The sequence below is a fragment of the Mesorhizobium neociceri genome (assembly GCF_013520985.1).
Classification (GTDB): Bacteria; Pseudomonadota; Alphaproteobacteria; order Rhizobiales; family Rhizobiaceae; genus Mesorhizobium; species Mesorhizobium neociceri.
This window is the reverse complement of record NZ_JACDTY010000002.1, coordinates 497,735-514,773: the sequence shown is the minus strand read 5'-3', so window position 1 is coordinate 514,773 and position 17,039 is coordinate 497,735. Positions and strand designations below refer to the sequence as shown.

At 63.4% G+C, this 17,039-nt stretch carries 20 protein-coding genes; 2 read left to right on the top strand and 18 right to left on the bottom strand.

Annotation, left to right across the window (positions count from 1 at the left end):
- Window positions 1-14 precede the first annotated feature (14 nt).
- From H0241_RS06525 to H0241_RS06480, 10 genes are all read right to left on the bottom strand, one after another.
- On the bottom strand, window positions 15-1,601 hold the full coding sequence (locus H0241_RS06525) for an FGGY-family carbohydrate kinase (protein WP_181056584.1): 1,587 nt from the start codon (window positions 1,599-1,601) through the stop codon (window positions 15-17).
- Entirely contained in the window at window positions 1,598-2,281 is a 684-nt protein-coding gene (locus H0241_RS06520; RefSeq protein ID WP_181056583.1) for an HAD family hydrolase, read from the bottom strand. The genes H0241_RS06525 and H0241_RS06520 overlap by 4 nt, the downstream gene beginning before the upstream one ends.
- An 11-nt stretch (window positions 2,282-2,292) precedes the next feature.
- Complete coding sequence (locus H0241_RS06515; protein ID WP_181056582.1) at window positions 2,293-3,771, bottom strand: mannitol dehydrogenase family protein; 1,479 nt, start codon at window positions 3,769-3,771, stop codon at window positions 2,293-2,295.
- A gap of 174 nt (window positions 3,772-3,945) precedes the next feature.
- Entirely contained in the window at window positions 3,946-4,716 is a 771-nt protein-coding gene (locus H0241_RS06510; RefSeq protein WP_181056581.1) for an L-iditol 2-dehydrogenase, read from the bottom strand.
- Window positions 4,713-5,717, bottom strand: coding sequence for an ABC transporter ATP-binding protein (locus tag H0241_RS06505; protein WP_181056580.1), 1,005 nt, complete (start codon window positions 5,715-5,717; stop codon window positions 4,713-4,715). Before H0241_RS06505 ends, H0241_RS06510 begins: the two co-directional genes overlap by 4 nt.
- Window positions 5,718-5,767: 50 nt before the next feature.
- Complete coding sequence (locus H0241_RS06500; protein ID WP_181056579.1) at window positions 5,768-6,592, bottom strand: carbohydrate ABC transporter permease; 825 nt, start codon at window positions 6,590-6,592, stop codon at window positions 5,768-5,770.
- An 11-nt stretch (window positions 6,593-6,603) separates the two neighbouring features.
- The gene (locus H0241_RS06495; protein ID WP_181056578.1) at window positions 6,604-7,476 is read right to left on the bottom strand and encodes a carbohydrate ABC transporter permease; all 873 of its coding nucleotides are present in this window, start codon (window positions 7,474-7,476) and stop codon (window positions 6,604-6,606) included.
- A 119-nt stretch (window positions 7,477-7,595) separates the two neighbouring features.
- Window positions 7,596-8,906: an ABC transporter substrate-binding protein gene (locus H0241_RS06490; RefSeq protein ID WP_181056577.1), complete on the bottom strand. Its 1,311-nt coding sequence runs from the start codon at window positions 8,904-8,906 to the stop codon at window positions 7,596-7,598.
- 222 nt (window positions 8,907-9,128) lie between these two features.
- A complete protein-coding gene (locus tag H0241_RS06485; RefSeq protein ID WP_181056576.1) occupies window positions 9,129-9,359 on the bottom strand; it encodes a hypothetical protein in 231 nt (76 codons plus the stop codon).
- Between the two features lie 170 nt (window positions 9,360-9,529).
- Window positions 9,530-10,438: a LysR substrate-binding domain-containing protein gene (locus tag H0241_RS06480; RefSeq protein WP_181056575.1), complete on the bottom strand. Its 909-nt coding sequence runs from the start codon at window positions 10,436-10,438 to the stop codon at window positions 9,530-9,532.
- Between the two features lie 110 nt (window positions 10,439-10,548).
- Here H0241_RS06480 and H0241_RS06475 point away from each other — a divergent pair, with 110 nt between their 5' ends.
- The gene (locus H0241_RS06475) at window positions 10,549-10,734 is read left to right on the top strand and encodes a hypothetical protein (protein ID WP_181056574.1); all 186 of its coding nucleotides are present in this window, start codon (window positions 10,549-10,551) and stop codon (window positions 10,732-10,734) included.
- 22 nt (window positions 10,735-10,756) lie between these two features.
- Here the strand turns inward: H0241_RS06475 and H0241_RS06470 are convergent, their stop codons facing one another.
- Entirely contained in the window at window positions 10,757-11,713 is a 957-nt protein-coding gene (locus tag H0241_RS06470; protein ID WP_181056573.1) for a sugar-binding transcriptional regulator, read from the bottom strand.
- Between the two features lie 211 nt (window positions 11,714-11,924).
- Here H0241_RS06470 and H0241_RS06465 point away from each other — a divergent pair, with 211 nt between their 5' ends.
- Window positions 11,925-12,557, top strand: coding sequence for an HAD family hydrolase (locus H0241_RS06465; RefSeq protein WP_181056572.1), 633 nt, complete (start codon window positions 11,925-11,927; stop codon window positions 12,555-12,557).
- A 3-nt stretch (window positions 12,558-12,560) separates the two neighbouring features.
- On the opposite strand, the gene H0241_RS06460 is transcribed toward H0241_RS06465, so the two are convergent.
- From H0241_RS06460 to H0241_RS06430, 7 genes are all read right to left on the bottom strand, one after another.
- On the bottom strand, window positions 12,561-13,328 hold the full coding sequence (locus H0241_RS06460) for a class II aldolase and adducin N-terminal domain-containing protein (RefSeq protein WP_181056571.1): 768 nt from the start codon (window positions 13,326-13,328) through the stop codon (window positions 12,561-12,563).
- Window positions 13,329-13,408: 80 nt separating this feature from the next.
- Window positions 13,409-14,041, bottom strand: a complete 633-nt coding sequence (gene ureG / locus H0241_RS06455) for an urease accessory protein UreG (protein ID WP_181056570.1) — start codon at window positions 14,039-14,041, stop codon at window positions 13,409-13,411.
- A complete protein-coding gene (locus H0241_RS06450) occupies window positions 14,038-14,478 on the bottom strand; it encodes a DUF3995 domain-containing protein (RefSeq protein ID WP_023695872.1) in 441 nt (146 codons plus the stop codon). Before H0241_RS06450 ends, ureG begins: the two co-directional genes overlap by 4 nt.
- Complete coding sequence (locus tag H0241_RS06445; RefSeq protein WP_181056854.1) at window positions 14,475-15,146, bottom strand: urease accessory protein UreF; 672 nt, start codon at window positions 15,144-15,146, stop codon at window positions 14,475-14,477. Before H0241_RS06445 ends, H0241_RS06450 begins: the two co-directional genes overlap by 4 nt.
- The gene (locus H0241_RS06440) at window positions 15,139-15,738 is read right to left on the bottom strand and encodes an urease accessory protein UreE (protein ID WP_181056569.1); all 600 of its coding nucleotides are present in this window, start codon (window positions 15,736-15,738) and stop codon (window positions 15,139-15,141) included. The genes H0241_RS06445 and H0241_RS06440 overlap by 8 nt, the downstream gene beginning before the upstream one ends.
- Complete coding sequence (locus H0241_RS06435; protein ID WP_181056568.1) at window positions 15,735-16,340, bottom strand: glutathione S-transferase family protein; 606 nt, start codon at window positions 16,338-16,340, stop codon at window positions 15,735-15,737. Before H0241_RS06435 ends, H0241_RS06440 begins: the two co-directional genes overlap by 4 nt.
- 43 nt (window positions 16,341-16,383) lie before the next feature.
- Window positions 16,384-16,977, bottom strand: a complete 594-nt coding sequence (locus tag H0241_RS06430) for a hypothetical protein (protein ID WP_181056567.1) — start codon at window positions 16,975-16,977, stop codon at window positions 16,384-16,386.
- Between the last annotated feature and the right edge of the window lie 62 nt (window positions 16,978-17,039).

The window sequence follows — 17,039 nt, the reverse complement described above, 5'->3', positions numbered from 1 at the left end:
TCCTTCGTCCCGCTTTAGCGGATAGCGTCGAGCGCCTGCCGCTGTCGGTGCATCTCGAGAAAAATCTTGTAGTCGCGGTCGAAGCGGCCGGACGCGGCCGGGTTCGAGGCGCGCGTTCTGCCGCCTTGCTGCATGGCGACGCAGGCGGCGTTCAAATCGGGAAACAGCCCGGCGGCAGTGGCGGCGACCATGCCGGTGCCGAGCAAAACCGCTTCGTCGGCCAGCGGCTCGATCACCGCGCAGCCGGTGGCGTCGGCATAGAGCTCCATCAGCAGCGGGTTCTTGGTGTGGCCGCCGGTGACATGCAGCGTGTCGATCAAATAGCCATTCTCGTTCAGCGCCTCCAGCACATGGCGCACCCCAAGCGCGATGCCGACGGCGGTGCGCCAATAGAGCTTGCACAGGCTGTCGAAGGAGGAATCCAGCGTCAGCCCGCTGACCACGCCGACGGCGTGCGGGTCGGCAAGCGGCGAACGGTTGCCGTGGAAATCCGGCAGCACATGCAGCCTGGCGGCGAGCTTGTCGCCCTCGGTGGCGCGCAGTTCAGCGACGCGCCTAGCGATTTTGGCATGCATGGCCGCATCCGGCTCGCCGCCAGCGCCATGCCAACGGATGATGTGGTCGAGCAGCGCGCCGGTGGCCGACTGGCCGCCTTCCGACAGCCACAGTTTTGGAAGTGCAGCACCGTAGTATGGGCCCCAGACGCCGGCGAAAGGCTGCGGGTCGGGTGACATCGCCATGACACAGCTCGATGTACCGGCAATCAGCGCCAGATGGCGGCCGATATCCTGCTCGTCGCCGGCAAAGCCGCCGAGCACGCCAAGCGCGCCGGCATAGGCGTCGATGACGCCGGCGCCGACCCGGCATTTTTCCGTCAAACCAAGCTCGGCGGCCGCTTCCGGCGTGAGCGTGCCGATGTCGGCGCCGACGGCACTCGCCTTCTCCGGCAGGTTGCCGTGCTCGAACAGATCGCTTAGCCCGACCGTCTCGAAGAAGTCGCGCCGCCAGCCGGTGTCTTCATGTGCCAGATAGGTCCATTTGGCGGTCAGTGTGCATTGCGAACGCGCCAGCGATCCTGTTGCCTTCCAGGTCAGGAAGTCGGTGAGGTCGAATAGATAGCCGGCTTCATGCCATGTTCCGGGCAGATTGCGCTTCAGCCACATCAGCTTCGGCGTCGCCATTTCCGGCGACATGACGCCGCCGATATAATCGAGCACGGCGTGGCCGCTTGCCGTGCACTCGTCGGCTTCGGCGATGGCGCGATGGTCGAGCCAGACGATGGTGTCCCAGCGCCGTTCGCCGGTCACCGAGACGCTGAGCTGGCCGCCATCCCTGTTCAGCACCACCAGCGAGCAGGTGGCGTCGAACGAGATGCCGACAATATCTTGTGTCGCGACACCAGCCTTTTCGCGCGCCGCCCGCACGGCAATGCACACTGCCGACCAGATATCCTGCGAATTGTGCTCGGCGTGATCGGCCTTCGGCCGGTTCATGACGATCGGATGCTCGGCGCGGCCGAGCAAGGTGCCGGTGGTGTCGAGAATGCCCGCGCGGGCGCTCCCGGTGCCGACATCGACCGCGCAAACGAAGCTTTTCGTCAAGATGCTTTTACTCTCGCTCCCAGGCCTGCAATCAGATCGGGCAATTGCAGCATGTCAGCGAATATAAAGTCCGGTTCACTCGACGCAAGCCGCGCTTTCAAGGCCGGGTTGCCGGCGTGCGAACCGCCGGTGAAGGCAAAGACGCGCATGCCGGCCGCGCGGGCCGCGGCGATGCCCGCCGGGCTGTCCTCGACGACGATGCAATTGCGCGGATGGGCCCGCATCGAGGCGGCGGCATGCAGAAAAAGGTCCGGCGCCGGCTTGCCGCGCGCGACCATGGCGGCGCTGAACAAATGCGGTTCGAGCAGGTGGAGAAGGCCGGTGACGTCGAGCACGTAGCGGATGCGGTCGAGCGTGCCGGAGGAGGCGACGCAGCAGGGCACGCCCAGCTTCGGCAGGACGTCCTTGATGCCGGGTATCGGCTTCAGCTCCTCGCGGAATTTGCGCATCAATTCGACGCGCATGTCGGTCAGATGCCGATCGGTGATGTCTACGCGGAAGTCGCGGCCGAGGATTTCGCGCACGCTCTTCATGCTTTTGCCGAGGAAATGCTCGTAGGCGGTATCCTCGCTGACCGAGCCACCGGCTGCAGAAATCATGCCGAGCAGGGCCGAGACGGAGAGCGCCTCGCTGTCGACCAGCACGCCGTCACAGTCGAAGATGACCAGTTCGGGCGTCATTGCGGCTCGCGTCAGAGCTTGCCGGCGATGTAACGCGTCAGCGTCGCGCGCGTGCCATTCGCCCATAAGACGTTGAGCGCATGGGCAAAGGCCTCGGCGAACGGTGCCGAGCGGCCGACATCGCCATAGATGTCCTCCATCGCCAGCCAGGCGCCGGGCTTGTCCTTCGCCGCCTTGGCGGTTGCCTGCAGCCGGTCCCAGCTCGGGTCGTTGGCTTCGATGATGGCGCCGCCGTCGGTCGTGCCGAAACAGTAGCGGCACCACAGCGCCGACTCGAGCGCGAGACCTGCAACGCTCTTTCCCGCTTTCAGCCGGTCGGCGATGGTCGGGATGATGAATTTCGGCTGCCGGTTGGAGCCGTCGAGGCAAAGCCGCCGGATGGTGTCGCCGATCTTCGGGTTGGAGAAGCGGTGCTCGATCAGCTGATAGTAGTCTTCAAGCACGGTGTCCGGGACCGGCGGCACGGTCGGAATGATCTCGTCATGTTCGAGCTTGGCGAGGAAGCCGCGCACCAGCGGCTCCTGCATCGCCTCATGGACGAAATGGATATCCATCAATCCGGCCGGATAGGCGATGGTGGCATGGCCGCCATTGAGGATGCGGATCTTCATCAGCTCATAGGGGGCGACATCCCTTACGAACTGGACGCCGACCTTTTCCAGCGGCGGCCGGCCGTCGGTGAAATGATCCTCCAGCACCCATTGCTTGAACGGTTCGCAGAACACCGGCCAGTTGTCCTCAAGGCCGAATTCCGTCGCCAGAATGCCGCGCTCGCGATCGGAGGTGGCCGGCGTGATGCGGTCGACCATGCCGTTCGGAAAGGCGACGTTGTCGCTCACCCAATTCGCCAGATCCTCGTCGATCAGTCGGGCCATCCCAATGACGCCATCCGAGGTGACATGGCCGTTATGAGGAATGTTGTCGCAGGACATGACGGTGAACGGCACGATGCCGTCGGCGCGGCGGCGCATCAGCCCGGCGAGGATGAGGCCGAACACCGTCTTCGGCGTCGTGCCGGCCTGCGCATCGGCGACGATGTCGGGATGGGTCGGGTTGAACTTGCCAGAGGCCGGATCGATGAAATAGCCGCCTTCGGTGATGGTCAGCGAGACGATCTTGATTGCCGGATCGGCAAGCTGGTCGATGATGGCATCCGCATCGCCGGGCGTCAGGAAATCGATCATGACGCCGGTGACGCGGGCGCTCATATGGTCGGAATCCTGCTCGACCACGGTGGTCAGCCAGTCCTGCTCCTGCAGCTTGGAACGGCCGATTTTCTCGCCCTCGAAGACGCCGGCGCCGATCAGCGCCCAGTCGTGGCCGATGCCCGCATTGAAGAGGTCGTCGAGATAGACGGCCTGGTGCGAGCGATGGAAATTGCCGACGCCGAAATGGACGATGCCGGCCTTGAGCCTGGCGCGGTCGTATTTCGGACCGGCAACCTTGGCGGGGAGCTTGGCGAGGATGGAGGAAGAGAGTTTCACGGTCATCTGCTTTACCCTTTTGCCGGTGCTTACCGTTGCCGGCCTGACAATTCCGCCCTCAGCCCTTCAGGCGGGAGTGCGTGGGCGGCACGTGCCTTTGGCATTCATGCCGCCCCGCCCCGCGACGCCGTTCTCCCCGGAGGAAAGGGATACGGGCGCCTCCCCCTCAACTCATCCGCGTCAACTCATCCATTGGCCGCCATCGACATTGTAGGTCTGGGCGACGATGTATTCAGCGTCATCGCTGGCCAGGAACACGGCCATGCCGGTCAGGTCCTCCGGCTTGCCCATGCGGCCGTAAGGTACGCCCTCACCGACCAGTCGCTTCTTCTCGCCCTTCGGCCGGTTCTCGTATTTGGCGAACAGCGCATCGACCTCATCCCACATATCGCTGTCGACGACGCCCGGAGCGATGCCATTGACGTTGATGCGGTGCTTGATCAGGTCGAGCCCTGCCGACTGGGTCAGCGAGATGACCGCAGCCTTGGTGGCGCAGTAGACGGCGACCAGCGGCTCGCCGCGCCGTCCGGCCTGGCTGGCGATGTTGATGATCCTGCCGCCCTTGCCCCTTGCGATCATCGAACGGGCCGCGGCCTGCAGCATGAACAAAGTGCCGGCGACGTTTACCGAAAACAGTTTGTCGTAGCTCGCCTTGGATATCTCGACGATCGGCGCCAGGTCGAACAAAGCGGCGTTGTTGATCAGTATGTCGAGGCCGCCGGTCTTTTTCTCGACAGCACCCACCGCGGATTCGATCGAGGCAAGATTGGTGACGTCCAGCTTCACGGCATAGGCGCCGCCGCCAATCTGCGAGGCCGTCTTTTCCGCGGCCTCCAGATTGATGTCGCCGATCGCGACCACAGCACCTTCGCGCGTATAGGCTTCGGCAAAAGCCCTGCCGATGCCGCGTGCGGATCCGGTGATCAGCGCCGATTTGCCTTTCAGCCTCACTGCGTCAGCGCCTTTCCGTCGGGGCCGAAGCGATGCATCCGAACCTTGTCGGGCGTGAGGTAAATGGTGTCGCCGTGACGGACGGGCATTTCGCCATCGGCGCGCACGGTCCGCGACCCGACGCCGTCAGCCTGGACGTGCAGGAAGGTGTCGGATCCCAAATGTTCGGCGACGCCGACGGTGGCTTTCCAGTCGCCCGCCGTGGTCGAGATGTTCATGTGCTCGGGACGGATGCCGATGGTCTTGGCGTTGTATTTGGCGGCCGGCGCGCCTTCGATCAGGTTCATCTTCGGCGAACCGATGAAGCCCGCCACGAACAGGTTCTTCGGCGACTTGTAGAGCTCCATCGGCGAGCCGACCTGTTCGATGTTGCCGGCGTTAAGCACGACGATCTTGTCGGCCATGGTCATGGCTTCGATCTGATCGTGGGTGACGTAGATCATCGTCGTCTTGAGCTGATGATGCAGCTCGCTGATTTCCAGCCGCATGGTGCCGCGCAGTGCGGCATCGAGGTTGGACAGCGGCTCGTCGAACAGGAAGGCCGAGGGCTGGCGCACGATGGCGCGGCCGATGGCAACGCGCTGGCGCTGGCCGCCGGAGAGCTGGCCTGGCCGGCGCTCGAGATAGTTGGTGAGGTTCAGCACCCGCGCCGCGTCCTTCACCTTCTTGTCGATCGTCGCCACATCCTCGCCCGCCATCTTCAATGGGAAGCCGATGTTCTTGGCCACCGTCATATGCGGGTAGAGTGCATAGGACTGGAACACCATGGCCAGTTTGCGCTTGGCCGGCGCCTCGCCGGTGACGTCACGGCCATCGATGTTGATGGTGCCGCCGCTGGTGTCCTCGAGACCGGCGATGAGGCGCAGCAGCGTGGACTTGCCGCAACCCGACGGGCCGACGAAGACGACGAACTCGCCATTCTCGATGACCAGGTCGAGACCCGGAATGATGATCGTCGATCCGAAATGCTTGGAGACGTTCTTGAGCGTGATGTTTCCCATGGTTTCCTCCCCGAGGGGTTATGTCTGCCGGTTGCTTCAGGCAATTTCGGTTACTTCACGGCTCCGAATGTCAGACCGCGCACAAGTTGCTTCTGGCTGAACCAGCCCATGATCAGGATGGGGGCGATCGCCAGCGTCGAGGCCGCCGAAAGCTTGGCCCAGAACAGGCCTTGCGGGCTTGAGAACGAGCTGATGAAAGCCGTCAGCGGCGCCGCCTCGGTGGTGGTGAGACGAATGGTCCAGAACGCTTCGTTCCATGCCAGGATGATGTTGAGGAGCATGGTCGAAGCGATGCCGGGCACCGCCATCGGGGTCAGCACATAGACGATCTCGCCCCACAGCGTGGCGCCGTCCATGCGCGCTGCTTCCAGGATTTCGCCAGGGATTTCGCGGAAGTAGGTGTAGAGCATCCAGATCACGATCGGCAGGTTGATCAGCATCAGCATGACCATCAGGCCGATGCGGCTGTCGAGCAGTCCGGCATCGCGGAAGATCAGGTAGATCGGGAACAGCACGGCAACCGCCGGCATCATCTTGGTCGAGAGCATCCACATCAGGATGTCCTTGGTCCACTTGCCCGGCGAAAAAGCCATCGACCAGGCGGCCGGAACCGCGACGATCAGGGCCAGGATGGTCGAGCCGACCGAGAGCAGCACGGAGTTGAAGAAGAACTTGAAGTAGCCGCTCTGCGCCTGAACCTCGGTATAGCTCTCGAACGTCCCTGACGGGATCAGCGCGAAGCCCTGGATCGCCTCCTGCTCCGACTTGAACGAGGTGATGATCGTATAGAGGATCGGAAAGAAGATCAGCAGAGCGACGATCCAGGCGGCGCCGGTCGCGATGACCTTGTGTTGGGTGGTGACTGCACGTGCCATCGTATCCTCCCTTACTTGTCCAGGTTCTTGCCGACCGCGCGCATGGCGAAGAAGGCGACGATGTTGGCGAGAATGACGGCGATGACACCGCCGGCGGATGCCTGGCCGATTTTGAACTCCAGCAATGCCTTCTGGTAGACGAGGAAGGGCAGGTTGGTGGAGGCGTAGCCGGGGCCGCCATTGGTGGTGACCAGGATCTCGGCATAGACCGACAGCAGGAAGATGGTCTGGATCAGAATGACGACGGTGATGGCGCGCGACATGTGCGGCAGCGTCAGATAGATGAAACGGCTGACGAAGCCGGCGCCGTCCATCTCGGCGGCTTCCTTCTGCTCACCGTCGAGCGACTGCAGCGCGGTCAAAAGGATCAGCGTGGCGAAGGGTAGCCATTGCCAGGCGACGATAATGATGATCGCCGTCATCGGATGCTGCCCGAACCAGTCGATCGGTTGAGCCCCAAAGAAGCGCGCAATGTCGGCAAAGACGCCGTATTGCGGGTGCATGATCATGTTCTTCCAGACCAGTGCCGCCACCGGCGGCATGACGAAGAACGGCGAGATGACGAGGATGCGCACAATCCCCTGGCCCCACATCGGCTGGTCGATCAGCAGCGCCAGCAGGATGCCGCCGATCACGGTGATCAGCAGCACGCTGCCCACCAGGACAAGCGTGTTGAGGATCGACTGCAGGAATGCCGGGTTGGAATAGAACAGCGCGTAGTTGGAGAAGCCGACGAACCCGTCGCGGACCGGATTGAGCGGATTGTACTGCTGGAAGGAGAACCACAGGGTGATGACCAGCGGCACGATCATCCAGACGAACAGCAGCACCACGGATGGCGCCATCATGAAACGGGCAAGCGAACGGGTCTGCTGAGTAGCCATGACGGTCACCCTTCAAGGTCAGCCAAATTTTCAAGTGTGTGAAAGGGGCCGCCCGAACTGGGATTCGGGCGGCCGTTGCCGGCCAGGAAGGCGGCCGGCAGTCGGCACCGGGAGGAGCCTTACTTGATATAACCGCCTTCGGTCATTGCCGCGGTGGCAGCGTCCTGGGCCTGCTTCAGGGCATCGTCGACGCTCGACTGGCCGGCGAGCGCCGCCGAGAAGAGCTGGCCGACGGTGGTGCCGAGACCTTGGAACTCAGGGATGGCGACGAACTGGACGCCGACATAGGGCACCGGCTTGACGGTCGGATGCGTCGGGTCGGCGGCGTTGATCGAGTCCAGCGTCATCTTGGCGAACGGAGCCGCCTTCTGGTACTCGGCATTGGCGTAGAGCGAGGTGCGCGTGCCAGGAGGAGCGCTGGCCCAGCCTAGCTTGGAAGCGACGAGCTCGGAGTAATGCTTGCTGGTTGCCCAGGAGACGAACTTCTCGGCCGCGTCTGCCTTCTGCGTGCCGGCGGGAACAGCCAGCGACCAGGCCCACAGCCAGTTGCCGCGCTTGCCGAGACCGTTGTCAGGAGCAAGCGCATAGGCGACCTTGTCGGCGACCTTCGAGCTCTTCGGGTCGGAGACCATCGATGCGGCGACGGTGGCATCGATCCACATGCCGCACTTGCCCTGCTGGAACAGCGCCAGGTTTTCGTTGAAGCCGTTGGACGAGGCGCCCTCGGGGCCGTCGGCCTTCATCAGGTCGACGTAGAACTGCAGCGTGCTCTTCCATTCGGGCTGGTCGAACTGCGGCTTCCAGTTCTCGTCGAACCAGCGTGCGCCGAAGGAGTTCGACATGGCGGTGAGGAAGGCCATGTTCTCGCCCCAGCCGGCTTTGCCGCGCAGGCAGACGCCGTTCACGCCATTGGCGCGGTCGGTCATCTTGTCGGCGGCTTGCTTGATGAAGTCCCAGGTCGGCGCGTCGGGCATGGTGAGCCCTGCCTTCTCCATCAGATCCTTGCGGTACATGACGAAGGAACTTTCGCCGTAGAAGGGCGCGGCATACAGCTTGCCGTCGACCGACAGGCCGCCGGCGATGGCCGGCAGGATGTCCTTGGCGTCATAATCGTCGCCGAGCTTGTCGAGCGGCAGCAGCCAGCTCTGGTTGGCCCAGATCGGAACTTCATAGGTGCCGATGGTCATCACGTCATACTGGCCACCCTTGGTGGCGATGTCGGTGGTGACGCGCTCGCGCAGCACGTTCTCTTCGAGCGTGACCCAGTTGAGCGTGATGTCGGGGTTCGCCTTGGTGAAGTCGTCCGTCAGCGTCTGCATGCGGACCATATCGGCATTGTTGACGGTGGCGATGGTGATGGATTCGGCGTGAGCGGCGAACGCAAGAGCGCTGGCCGACAACAGGCCCAGTGTGAGCGTGCGAAGTTTCATCAAATTCCTCCCATAAACCAAGATGAGCATTTGCCTTGGTGATGAGCAATTACTCACTCGGTGTTAATTATGTCAAGCCGGATTCGATGCTGCAGCGCAGCACGCGCGGACGCTGGGCGACGTCGAGCGGAAGAGAATATTGGTAGTGGCCCGTCGTGGCGCGAACATCAGGGTGATGCCAGCCATCGCAACCCTTCAACCATGGAGCTACAGGCCGAGCCCTCAGCCGTGGGCCGGGTAGCTTCCGACGGAATATTCGAAAACCCTGCCATCGCGGGTTTGCTTGGCTCTGGTCAGCGTTTCCGTCACCCGGATCCAGTTGGATTCGTCCTTGCGCAGCCTAACGTCGCGGCCGATTGCCTTTATGGCAGCTTGAAACGGCGTCAATGCTTCAACCGTGTGCGTCACACGCACGGTGTTGTTGTCCATTTCTTCGACGCGATAGACTTTCATCAGCCCGCTGATCGGTCCTGTTTTCAATCTGCAGACGATTGATCAGCGTCGACTGAGTCGCCACAAGTGCGGGCGAAGCCCGGCGGATGATATCGACAGTGTTTTTCTCAAGCTTGGTTAACCGGGCGACCCGACCGTACTTGTCGATCCTGGAAAACGCGAACTGCGCCTTAAGCGCAGGCGATCTCGGCCAGGATCCAGTCGCGGAAGGCCTTTATCTTCGGCACGTTGCGGCGCGCCGTCGGATAGACCAGCCAATAGGCGTGCCCATCGTCGCCGACCAGGTCGAAGGGCTGGATGAGGCGGCCGGCGGCGAGCTCGGTCTTGAACAGCGCCGTGGTCAGGATCGCCACGCCATGGCCGGCGATTGCCGCATTCGCCTCATAGGCCTGCGCGCCCATGCTGGTGCCGGTGCGGCTGGCAAGTTCATCCGCCGGCACGCCGGCAAGGGCGAACCATTCCCGCCACCAGATGTCGGTGGGATCGAGAATGGGCAGTTTGAACAGATCGGCCGGCTCGTGGACGCCACCGATAGTGGCAGCGAGTGCCGGGCTCAGCACCGGGGTAAAATCTGCCTTGAACAAAAGATGGGTTTCCACGCCCGGCCATTTGCCGCTGCCGGAGCGGATGGCGATGTCCATATCCTCGCGGGCGAAATCGATAACCCTGTTCGATGTATCGACACGCACCGCCAGCGATGGATGCGAGAGCTGGAAGGAGCCGAGATGCTGCGCCAGCCAATTCGAGGCGAAGGTCAGCAGCGTCGACACGCAAAGCACGCCATCGGCGCCCCCACGCGCGGCGGAATAGGCGCTGCTGAGCAGGCTAAACGCCTCGCTGACGGCGGGCGCCAGCCGCTGGCCGGGTTCGGTCAGCACGATCTGGCGCGGCTGGCGCAGGAACAGCGGCGAGCCGATGCGCTCTTCCAGGAGCTTGATCTGGTAGCTGGCGGCGGCCTGGGTCATGCCCAGCTCCTCCGCGGCCTTGGTGAAGGAGAGATGCCGCGCGACGGCCTCGAACACCCTGATGGCCTGCAGCGGCGGCAGTTGAGCAAGCTGTGGTGCCTTGAGTTCGGGCATAAGCCCTCCTTATGGGTCATGATCGACGTTTGATTGGAAGCAGGAGCCGATCAGACCGATATTTGGTGCCGACGATCAATCCAGGTCAAGCATAGCGGAGGCTGAAGATCATGACCACGGTACAGCAAAAGCTCCATTCGAGCCCGGCACAGAGCTGGTTTTCCGTGCTGACGCACGAATTTTCCCAGCTTTTGAGCCGTCGGCGTGGTTATGTCGACGTCAGGGACTTGTCGCCGCATTTGCAGCGCGACATGGGTTTCCTCGATGGCAACGACGTTTGCGGGCGGCATAAATAGCCGTGCCGATTTTATCGCCAGTTCAGGCGTCGAGCAGGGCAGTGGCGGTTCGCTCGTCGGTGATGAGGCCATTGACCAGCCGCCGGTTCACCGCGGCCAGAATGCCCGGCAATTTGCGCTCGCCCATGGCGAGCGCAATGACCAGCGACTTTTCGCGTGACGGCAAAGCGGCCGACGACACCCGGTCGTTGGTGATGCCCTCGATCATGCGGCCTTCCCGGTCGAACACCCAGCCGACGATCTCGGCAACGCCGCCGGCCTTTTGCAGCGCCTTCAATTCACTTTCCGAGATGAAGCCGTCCTCGTAGAGCGGTGCCTTCGGGCCGAGATCGCCGATGCCGACAAAGGTGACGTCGGCCTCGGCCGCCAGCGCCAGCGTCGGCTGGATCATCGGCTGGGCAAGCAGCATTTCGCGCTCTTCGGGCGACGAGGCGATGACCGGCAGCGGCATCGGGAACGAGCGCGCCTTGACCCTGTCGGCCATGGTGAAGATGACGTTGTAGAAGGCGGCCGAACCGTCGGGCGAGATGTTGCCGGTCAAGGACACGACCTTATGCTGCTGGCATTCCATCGGCGGCAACTGCTCGATCGCCGCTTTCAGCGTGCGCCCGGTACCGATGGCCATGACGATCGGCGTCGGCGACCGCAGCCGCCGCTCGATCTCGGCCGCGGCCGCCTCGGCAATGCCGATCGTGGTCGAAGACGAGGTCGGATCGCTCGGCACCACTTCGACCAGATCGAGGGCGAAGCGCGATCTCAGCCGCGCGGCAAGGTCGAGGCAATTGGCGATCGGGTGGTCGACGCGCACCTTGATCAGCCCTTCCGACACCGCCAACGACACCAGGCGCTGCGCCGTCTGCCGGGAAATGCCGAGCGTGGCGGCGATCTGGTCCTGCGTGTTGCCGGCAACATAGTAAAGCCAGCCGGCGCGCGCCGCCTCGTCCAGCCTGTTGCTGCCGCCGTCCTGCCGCGAATTCAAGGTCTGCCTCCCAAGCCGCCCCCTTTGGGCGAAGCGCTATAGTCTTGCAGGGAATGAGCTGGTGCGCAATTGTCTATGCGAAGGGCAATTGCTTGCGGCGTCGGCCTGACGGCAACGAGGCAATCGTCTTAGCCAAAATCGCCAGCGAACCGGTTCGGCGGTTTATCTCCCGGTGCAAACGCTTTAAGGGGATCGGCAAAAGGAGCCTCGCATGACGCCGAAAGCGGTTTTCTGGGATATGGACGGCACGCTGGTCGACAGCGAGCCGCTGCATGAGGCTGCCTTGGTGGCGGCGTTGCGCAGCGTCGGCATCGCGCCGCCGGTCGACCTGCATGAGCGGGTGCTGGGCGTCGCCGCCGGCCCGGTCTACGACATGCTGCGCAGCGAGTTCGGCCTCGACCTGCCCTTCGACGACTGGATCGTGCGCAAATACGACCACTACATGCCGATGGCCGAGACGCTGAAGCCACGCCCCGGCGCGATCGAGGTGTTCAACGCATTGCGCGCGCTTGGCGTGCAGCAAGCGGTGGTGTCCAATTCCGACCGGGTGATCGTCGACGCAAACTTGAGCGCGGTCGGCCTGATCTACCCCGGCATGCGCACGATCAGCCGCAACGACGTGCGCGAAGGCAAGCCGCATCCCGAGCCCTTCCTGCGCGCCGCATGGCTGGCCGGCGTCGATCCCTCAGATGCGGTGGCGGTCGACGACAGCGTCACCGGCGCCACATCCGGCCTGGCCGCGGGGATGCGGACGATCTTCTGGCCGGAAGCGCCGATGGAAGGACCGCCGGGCGCTGTCGTGATCAACAGTGCCGAAGAGTTGCGCAAAGAGCTCGGGCTCTAGAGATCAGCTCCGGTAAACCGGCTCGTCTTCATCGAGGATCGCCTTGAGCTCGGCAAGATGGCGCTCGGCCTGGCCGGGATAGTCGTCCATTTCGCTGGCGGCCTTTTCGGCAATGGCGTCGGAGAGCGTGCGCAACGGACGACCCGTCCACAGCGCCTTGATGTAGGTCTCGGCGGCGCGCTCGAAATAGAACATGCGGTTGAAGGCGTCGGCGACGGTATCGCCGATGACCATCACGCCGTGATTGCCCATCACCATGACCTTGACCTTGGGATCGGTGAGCAGTTGTGAGCAGCGCTCGCCCTCTTCCTCGAAGGCCAGTCCGCCATAGTAGGCGTCGACAACGTGGCGGTTGAAGAACATGGCCGAGTTCTGGTCGATCGGCGGCAGGGTCGAGTCGGCCAGCGAGGCCAGCACAGTGGCGTGGATGGAATGCACATGCATGGCGCAGCGTGCATGTGGCACGTTGCGATGGATGGCGCCATGCAGCCCCCAGGCCGTCGGATCGGGCGCATTGGGGCCGGTCAGCGTGTCCGGATCGTTGGCGTCGATCAGCAAAAGGTCGCTCGCCTTGATGCGCGAGAAATGCACCTGGTTGGGATTCATCAGGAATTTGGTGCCGTCCTCATTGACGGACAGCGAGAAATGATTGGCCACCGCCTCATGCATGTTGAGCCGCGCCGTCCAGCGGAAGGCGGCGGCGAGATCGACGCGCTCCTCGTAGTAGGGCAGGTTGGTCAGCGTTTCCTTCTGCAGGCGGGCGATGCTCATCTGAAAACCTCCGTTTTCGAGAGAATGCCGCGCCCGACCTTGGCCAGCAACCGCAAACTGGTGGGTCAGGCTGTCCTGCGTCAGGCGGCCGAGCGTGCCGACTGCAGCCCGCCATGCTCGACGATGAAGTCGATCACCTCCTGCAGGCCCTTGCCGCGAGACAGGTCGGTGAAGCCGAATGGGCGCTTGCCGCGCATGCGGGCGGCGTCGCTCTCCATGACATTGAGGTTGACGTTTACATAGGGCGCCAGATCGCTCTTGTTGATGACGAGGAAATCGGAACGGGTGATCGCCGGTCCGCCCTTGCGCGGGATTTCCTCGCCCTGGCAAACCGAGATGACATAAAGCGTCAGGTCTGCAAGGTCGGGCGAGAAGGTGGCGGCAAGATTGTCACCGCCGGATTCGATGAAGACGATGTCGAGATCCGGAAATTTCCTGTTCAGCCCGGCGATCGCCTGCAAATTGATCGAAGCGTCTTCCCGTATGGCAGTGTGCGGGCAGCCACCGGTTTCGACGCCGACGATGCGATCTTCGGGCAACGCCTGCAGGCGGGCCAGCATCATGGCGTCTTCCTTGGTGTAGATGTCGTTGGTGACGACGGCGATGGAAAAGTCGTCGCGCAGCGCCTTGCAGAGCTTTTCCGTCAGCGTCGTCTTGCCGGAGCCGACCGGGCCGCCGATGCCGATGCGAAGAGGGCCATTGGCCTGGGTCATGCCGAAAACTCCGTGATGGCGAGGATTGCGAAGCTGAGCCCGATGAGCAGGCAGAGCGGCGAATAGAAGCTGGTATCGAGCCGCGCAAAAGGTTGCTCCGGCGCCAGTCTCCGCCACCAGGGCGTGAAGCCGGCAATGCCGCGGCCGAGAAACACCAGCCCGATTAGCAGCGCTGTCGCGGCAAGGCCTTCCCTCGGAAAGGGCGAGGCAAAGACGCCCGCGAGTGCCAGGGGCCACAGGGTCGCGAGGCACAGGCACGCGGCAACGGCAAAACAGGCAAACGGCGTCGGCATCTCGTCGACGCCGCGAAAGCCGACAACGGCGTGGGCGCAGGAGGCGCCGTCTTTGCCCGGCCAGATGCCGCCAAGGCCCCAATAGACATGCAGCGCCGTGATCAGCAGCAGGACAGCCGAGAGGGCGAAGGCGAGTGTGGTCATGAGCGGAACAGCCTGGAATATTGTGTCTCGTGCTTCATCGCCATGATGTCGGAGATGAAGGCACAGCCGCCGAGATCGTCAAGCGTCAAGCCGGCGGCACGCGCCGCGGTCGCCAGCGCCAGCGGCTCGAAGCCGGCGAGCAGGGCCGTCGCCCCGCTTTGGCCGACGACGCCTAGTCGTATGGCGGCCTGGACGAGGTTGGAGAAGAAGGCCTGCAGGAAGGCGGACAGCGCATCCTGAAGCGCGATGCCGTTGCCGCCGGCAACCGCGCCGACGGCGACACAGTAGGCGCATTCGGCCGGCAAACGGTCCAGCACGGGATTCGGCCATGCCGCTGCCGCTTGCAGGAAGGCGGCGCCTTGCAGCATCGTCTCGGTGTGGCGCTCCTGCGAGCCGGCCAGCGCTTCGGCGAGATCGGCAATCTCGGCGAGATCGCCGCCGTCACGGGCGCGGCGCCAGCTTTCAGCGAAGAGCACGGCATCATTCCAGCCAGATCCCATCTCGAACAGCGTTTCGAGCCAGCCGGCGAGACTTTCGCTGTCGGCCACCAACCCGTCATGCACGGCGCGTTCGAGGCCGTGGCTGTAGGAGAAGCCGCCGACCGGAAAGGCCGGCGACAGCCACGCCATCAGCCGCAGCAAGGCGATGCCGGATGGCTGCTCAATCATGATCGTGATGATGCCCGTCATGGGAATGGCTGTGCGAATGGGAATGCGATTCGCTGTGTGAGTGAGAATGCGCCTCGGCATGGCTGTGTGCACGCGCTTCGGCATGCGCATGGCCGTGATCGTGGCCGCCGGAATAGGCGCCGCGCACCGGTTTGAACGGCTCGGAGACGTCACGCACCGTGGCGCCGAGTCCTTCCAGCATCGCCTTGATGACATGGTCGCGCAAAATCAGGATGCGGCCGGGCTCGATCGCCGCCGCAAGATGGCGATTGCCGATATGCCAGGCAAGCTTGGTCAGATGCACAGCGTCGTGGGCGCGGATATCGTAGACCTCTTCGGCTGCCGCGATGATCTCGATATGGCCGCCGTCCTCCAGCACCAGCCGGTCGCCATCGTTCAGGGTCACGGGTTCAGGCAGGTCGACCAGCACCTTGCTGCCATCGGCAAGCTCGATGGCACGCCGGCGCAGATGCCGCTCGTCATGGGGCAGAATGGCGCGGCCGGATGGCGGTGTAGTTCCTGCGTTGCCGGCAGGCAGCACCGAGACGGCGCGCGGAAATTTGGTGAAGTCGGTGTTCAGGTTGAGTTTCATTTCATCGCTCCACCATTAACCTGCGCCCGCGCCCGGGCCGGCCGCGACAGCAGGCGGTCGAAATAGGCGTTGACGCGCTCGGATTCGATCGGGAATTTTCCGGCACGGGCCCAGTTGCCCATGTCGCCCAACAGCACGTCGACGGCGGAAAACCGGTCGCCCAGTGCAAACAGCCGGTCGCCCAATCGACGGTCCAGCGCCTTGGTCTCGGAGGCGAAATCGTAGACGGCAGCGGGGCCGACATCGACCCGCACTTCCTTCGGCAGCAGGAAGCGGTGGCGCAATTTGTTCCACAGCGGCGCCTCGAGCTCCGACTGCGCGAAATGCATCCAGGAATCCATTTCGGCGCGCCCGGCGAGGCCAGGATTGGCGCCCATGCCTTTGTCGGCATGCTTGTCGGCGAGATAGACGCAGATTGCGGCCGAATCCGTCACCGTCAGCTCGCCGTCGATCAGCACCGGCACCTTGCCCGACGGGTTGAGCGCATAGGCCTCCGGCGAGCGCAGCTTCACCTCGACGAATTCATAGGGCTGCCCGAGTTCCTCGAGCATCCACAGAACACGGCTGACCCGGGAGCCACGCGATCCGATGGCCTTGTACATGGTTGAACTCTCTTTCCCTTAGACCGTAGACCATCGCGCTCGCTCAGACGATGGTGTCGAAGAGCCGCAGGATGAACGATACTTGGTAGATCAGCGTGCCGACGACGAAGGCGATGTGAAAGCGGCGGTCGCGCACCAATATGGCGGCGATGCACAGCGCCACGAAGACCGGCGTGCGGAACAGATATTCATTGCCGTAACGGGCGAAATGCTCCGGGCCTTTCAGCAGCGTGTCGACGACGTCGAGCAGGTAGGTGGTCGCCAGCAGGCCGAAAAACCACCCGCGGCGCGAATAGAAAAAATCCTCATAGCTGGTGTAGTCGAGCATCGAATCCGGAAACAGCAGCGCGCACAGCAGGAACAGCGTGATGGCGTAGAAGATGAGGAACAGGTACTTGCCGAAGGTCCAGGTCTCGATGGCATAGAGGCCGAACTCCCACCACCAGAAATGCACCAGCAGCAACAGCATGGAGGCGACCCAGGCGAGGTGCACGGGGTAGAGCTTGTACTGGCCGGGATGCTGGACGATGCGGGCGAGCCCCGACAAAAGGCGCGTGACGCCGAGCCCGATCACCATGCCCATGACGATGCGGATATGCGGGAAGATGTCGTGGGCGGAGACGATCTCGGTGGCCATGACCAGTTACGCGGTTTCGTTGAGCCGCATATTGCGGCGGCACCAACCGGGTCGCAACGGAC

Bases quoted from the DNA above. Each gene is read 5' to 3' on its own strand.
- H0241_RS06520 (WP_181056583.1), bottom strand. From the start codon at position 2,281: ATGACGCCCGAACTGGTCATCTTCGACTGTGACGGCGTGCTGGTCGAC.
- H0241_RS06515 (WP_181056582.1), bottom strand. From the start codon at position 3,771: ATGACCGTGAAACTCTCTTCCTCCATCCTCGCCAAGCTCCCCGCCAAG.
- H0241_RS06505 (WP_181056580.1), bottom strand. From the start codon at position 5,717: ATGGGAAACATCACGCTCAAGAACGTCTCCAAGCATTTCGGATCGACG.
- H0241_RS06500 (WP_181056579.1), bottom strand. From the start codon at position 6,592: ATGGCACGTGCAGTCACCACCCAACACAAGGTCATCGCGACCGGCGCC.
- H0241_RS06495 (WP_181056578.1), bottom strand. From the start codon at position 7,476: ATGGCTACTCAGCAGACCCGTTCGCTTGCCCGTTTCATGATGGCGCCA.
- H0241_RS06490 (WP_181056577.1), bottom strand. From the start codon at position 8,906: ATGAAACTTCGCACGCTCACACTGGGCCTGTTGTCGGCCAGCGCTCTT.
- H0241_RS06485 (WP_181056576.1), bottom strand. From the start codon at position 9,359: ATGAAAGTCTATCGCGTCGAAGAAATGGACAACAACACCGTGCGTGTG.
- H0241_RS06480 (WP_181056575.1), bottom strand. From the start codon at position 10,438: ATGCCCGAACTCAAGGCACCACAGCTTGCTCAACTGCCGCCGCTGCAG.
- H0241_RS06475 (WP_181056574.1), top strand. From the start codon at position 10,549: ATGACCACGGTACAGCAAAAGCTCCATTCGAGCCCGGCACAGAGCTGG.
- H0241_RS06465 (WP_181056572.1), top strand. From the start codon at position 11,925: ATGACGCCGAAAGCGGTTTTCTGGGATATGGACGGCACGCTGGTCGAC.
- H0241_RS06460 (WP_181056571.1), bottom strand. From the start codon at position 13,328: ATGAGCATCGCCCGCCTGCAGAAGGAAACGCTGACCAACCTGCCCTAC.
- ureG (WP_181056570.1), bottom strand. From the start codon at position 14,041: ATGACCCAGGCCAATGGCCCTCTTCGCATCGGCATCGGCGGCCCGGTC.
- H0241_RS06450 (WP_023695872.1), bottom strand. From the start codon at position 14,478: ATGACCACACTCGCCTTCGCCCTCTCGGCTGTCCTGCTGCTGATCACG.
- H0241_RS06445 (WP_181056854.1), bottom strand. From the start codon at position 15,146: ATGATTGAGCAGCCATCCGGCATCGCCTTGCTGCGGCTGATGGCGTGG.
- H0241_RS06440 (WP_181056569.1), bottom strand. From the start codon at position 15,738: ATGAAACTCAACCTGAACACCGACTTCACCAAATTTCCGCGCGCCGTC.
- H0241_RS06435 (WP_181056568.1), bottom strand. From the start codon at position 16,340: ATGTACAAGGCCATCGGATCGCGTGGCTCCCGGGTCAGCCGTGTTCTG.
- H0241_RS06430 (WP_181056567.1), bottom strand. From the start codon at position 16,977: ATGGCCACCGAGATCGTCTCCGCCCACGACATCTTCCCGCATATCCGC.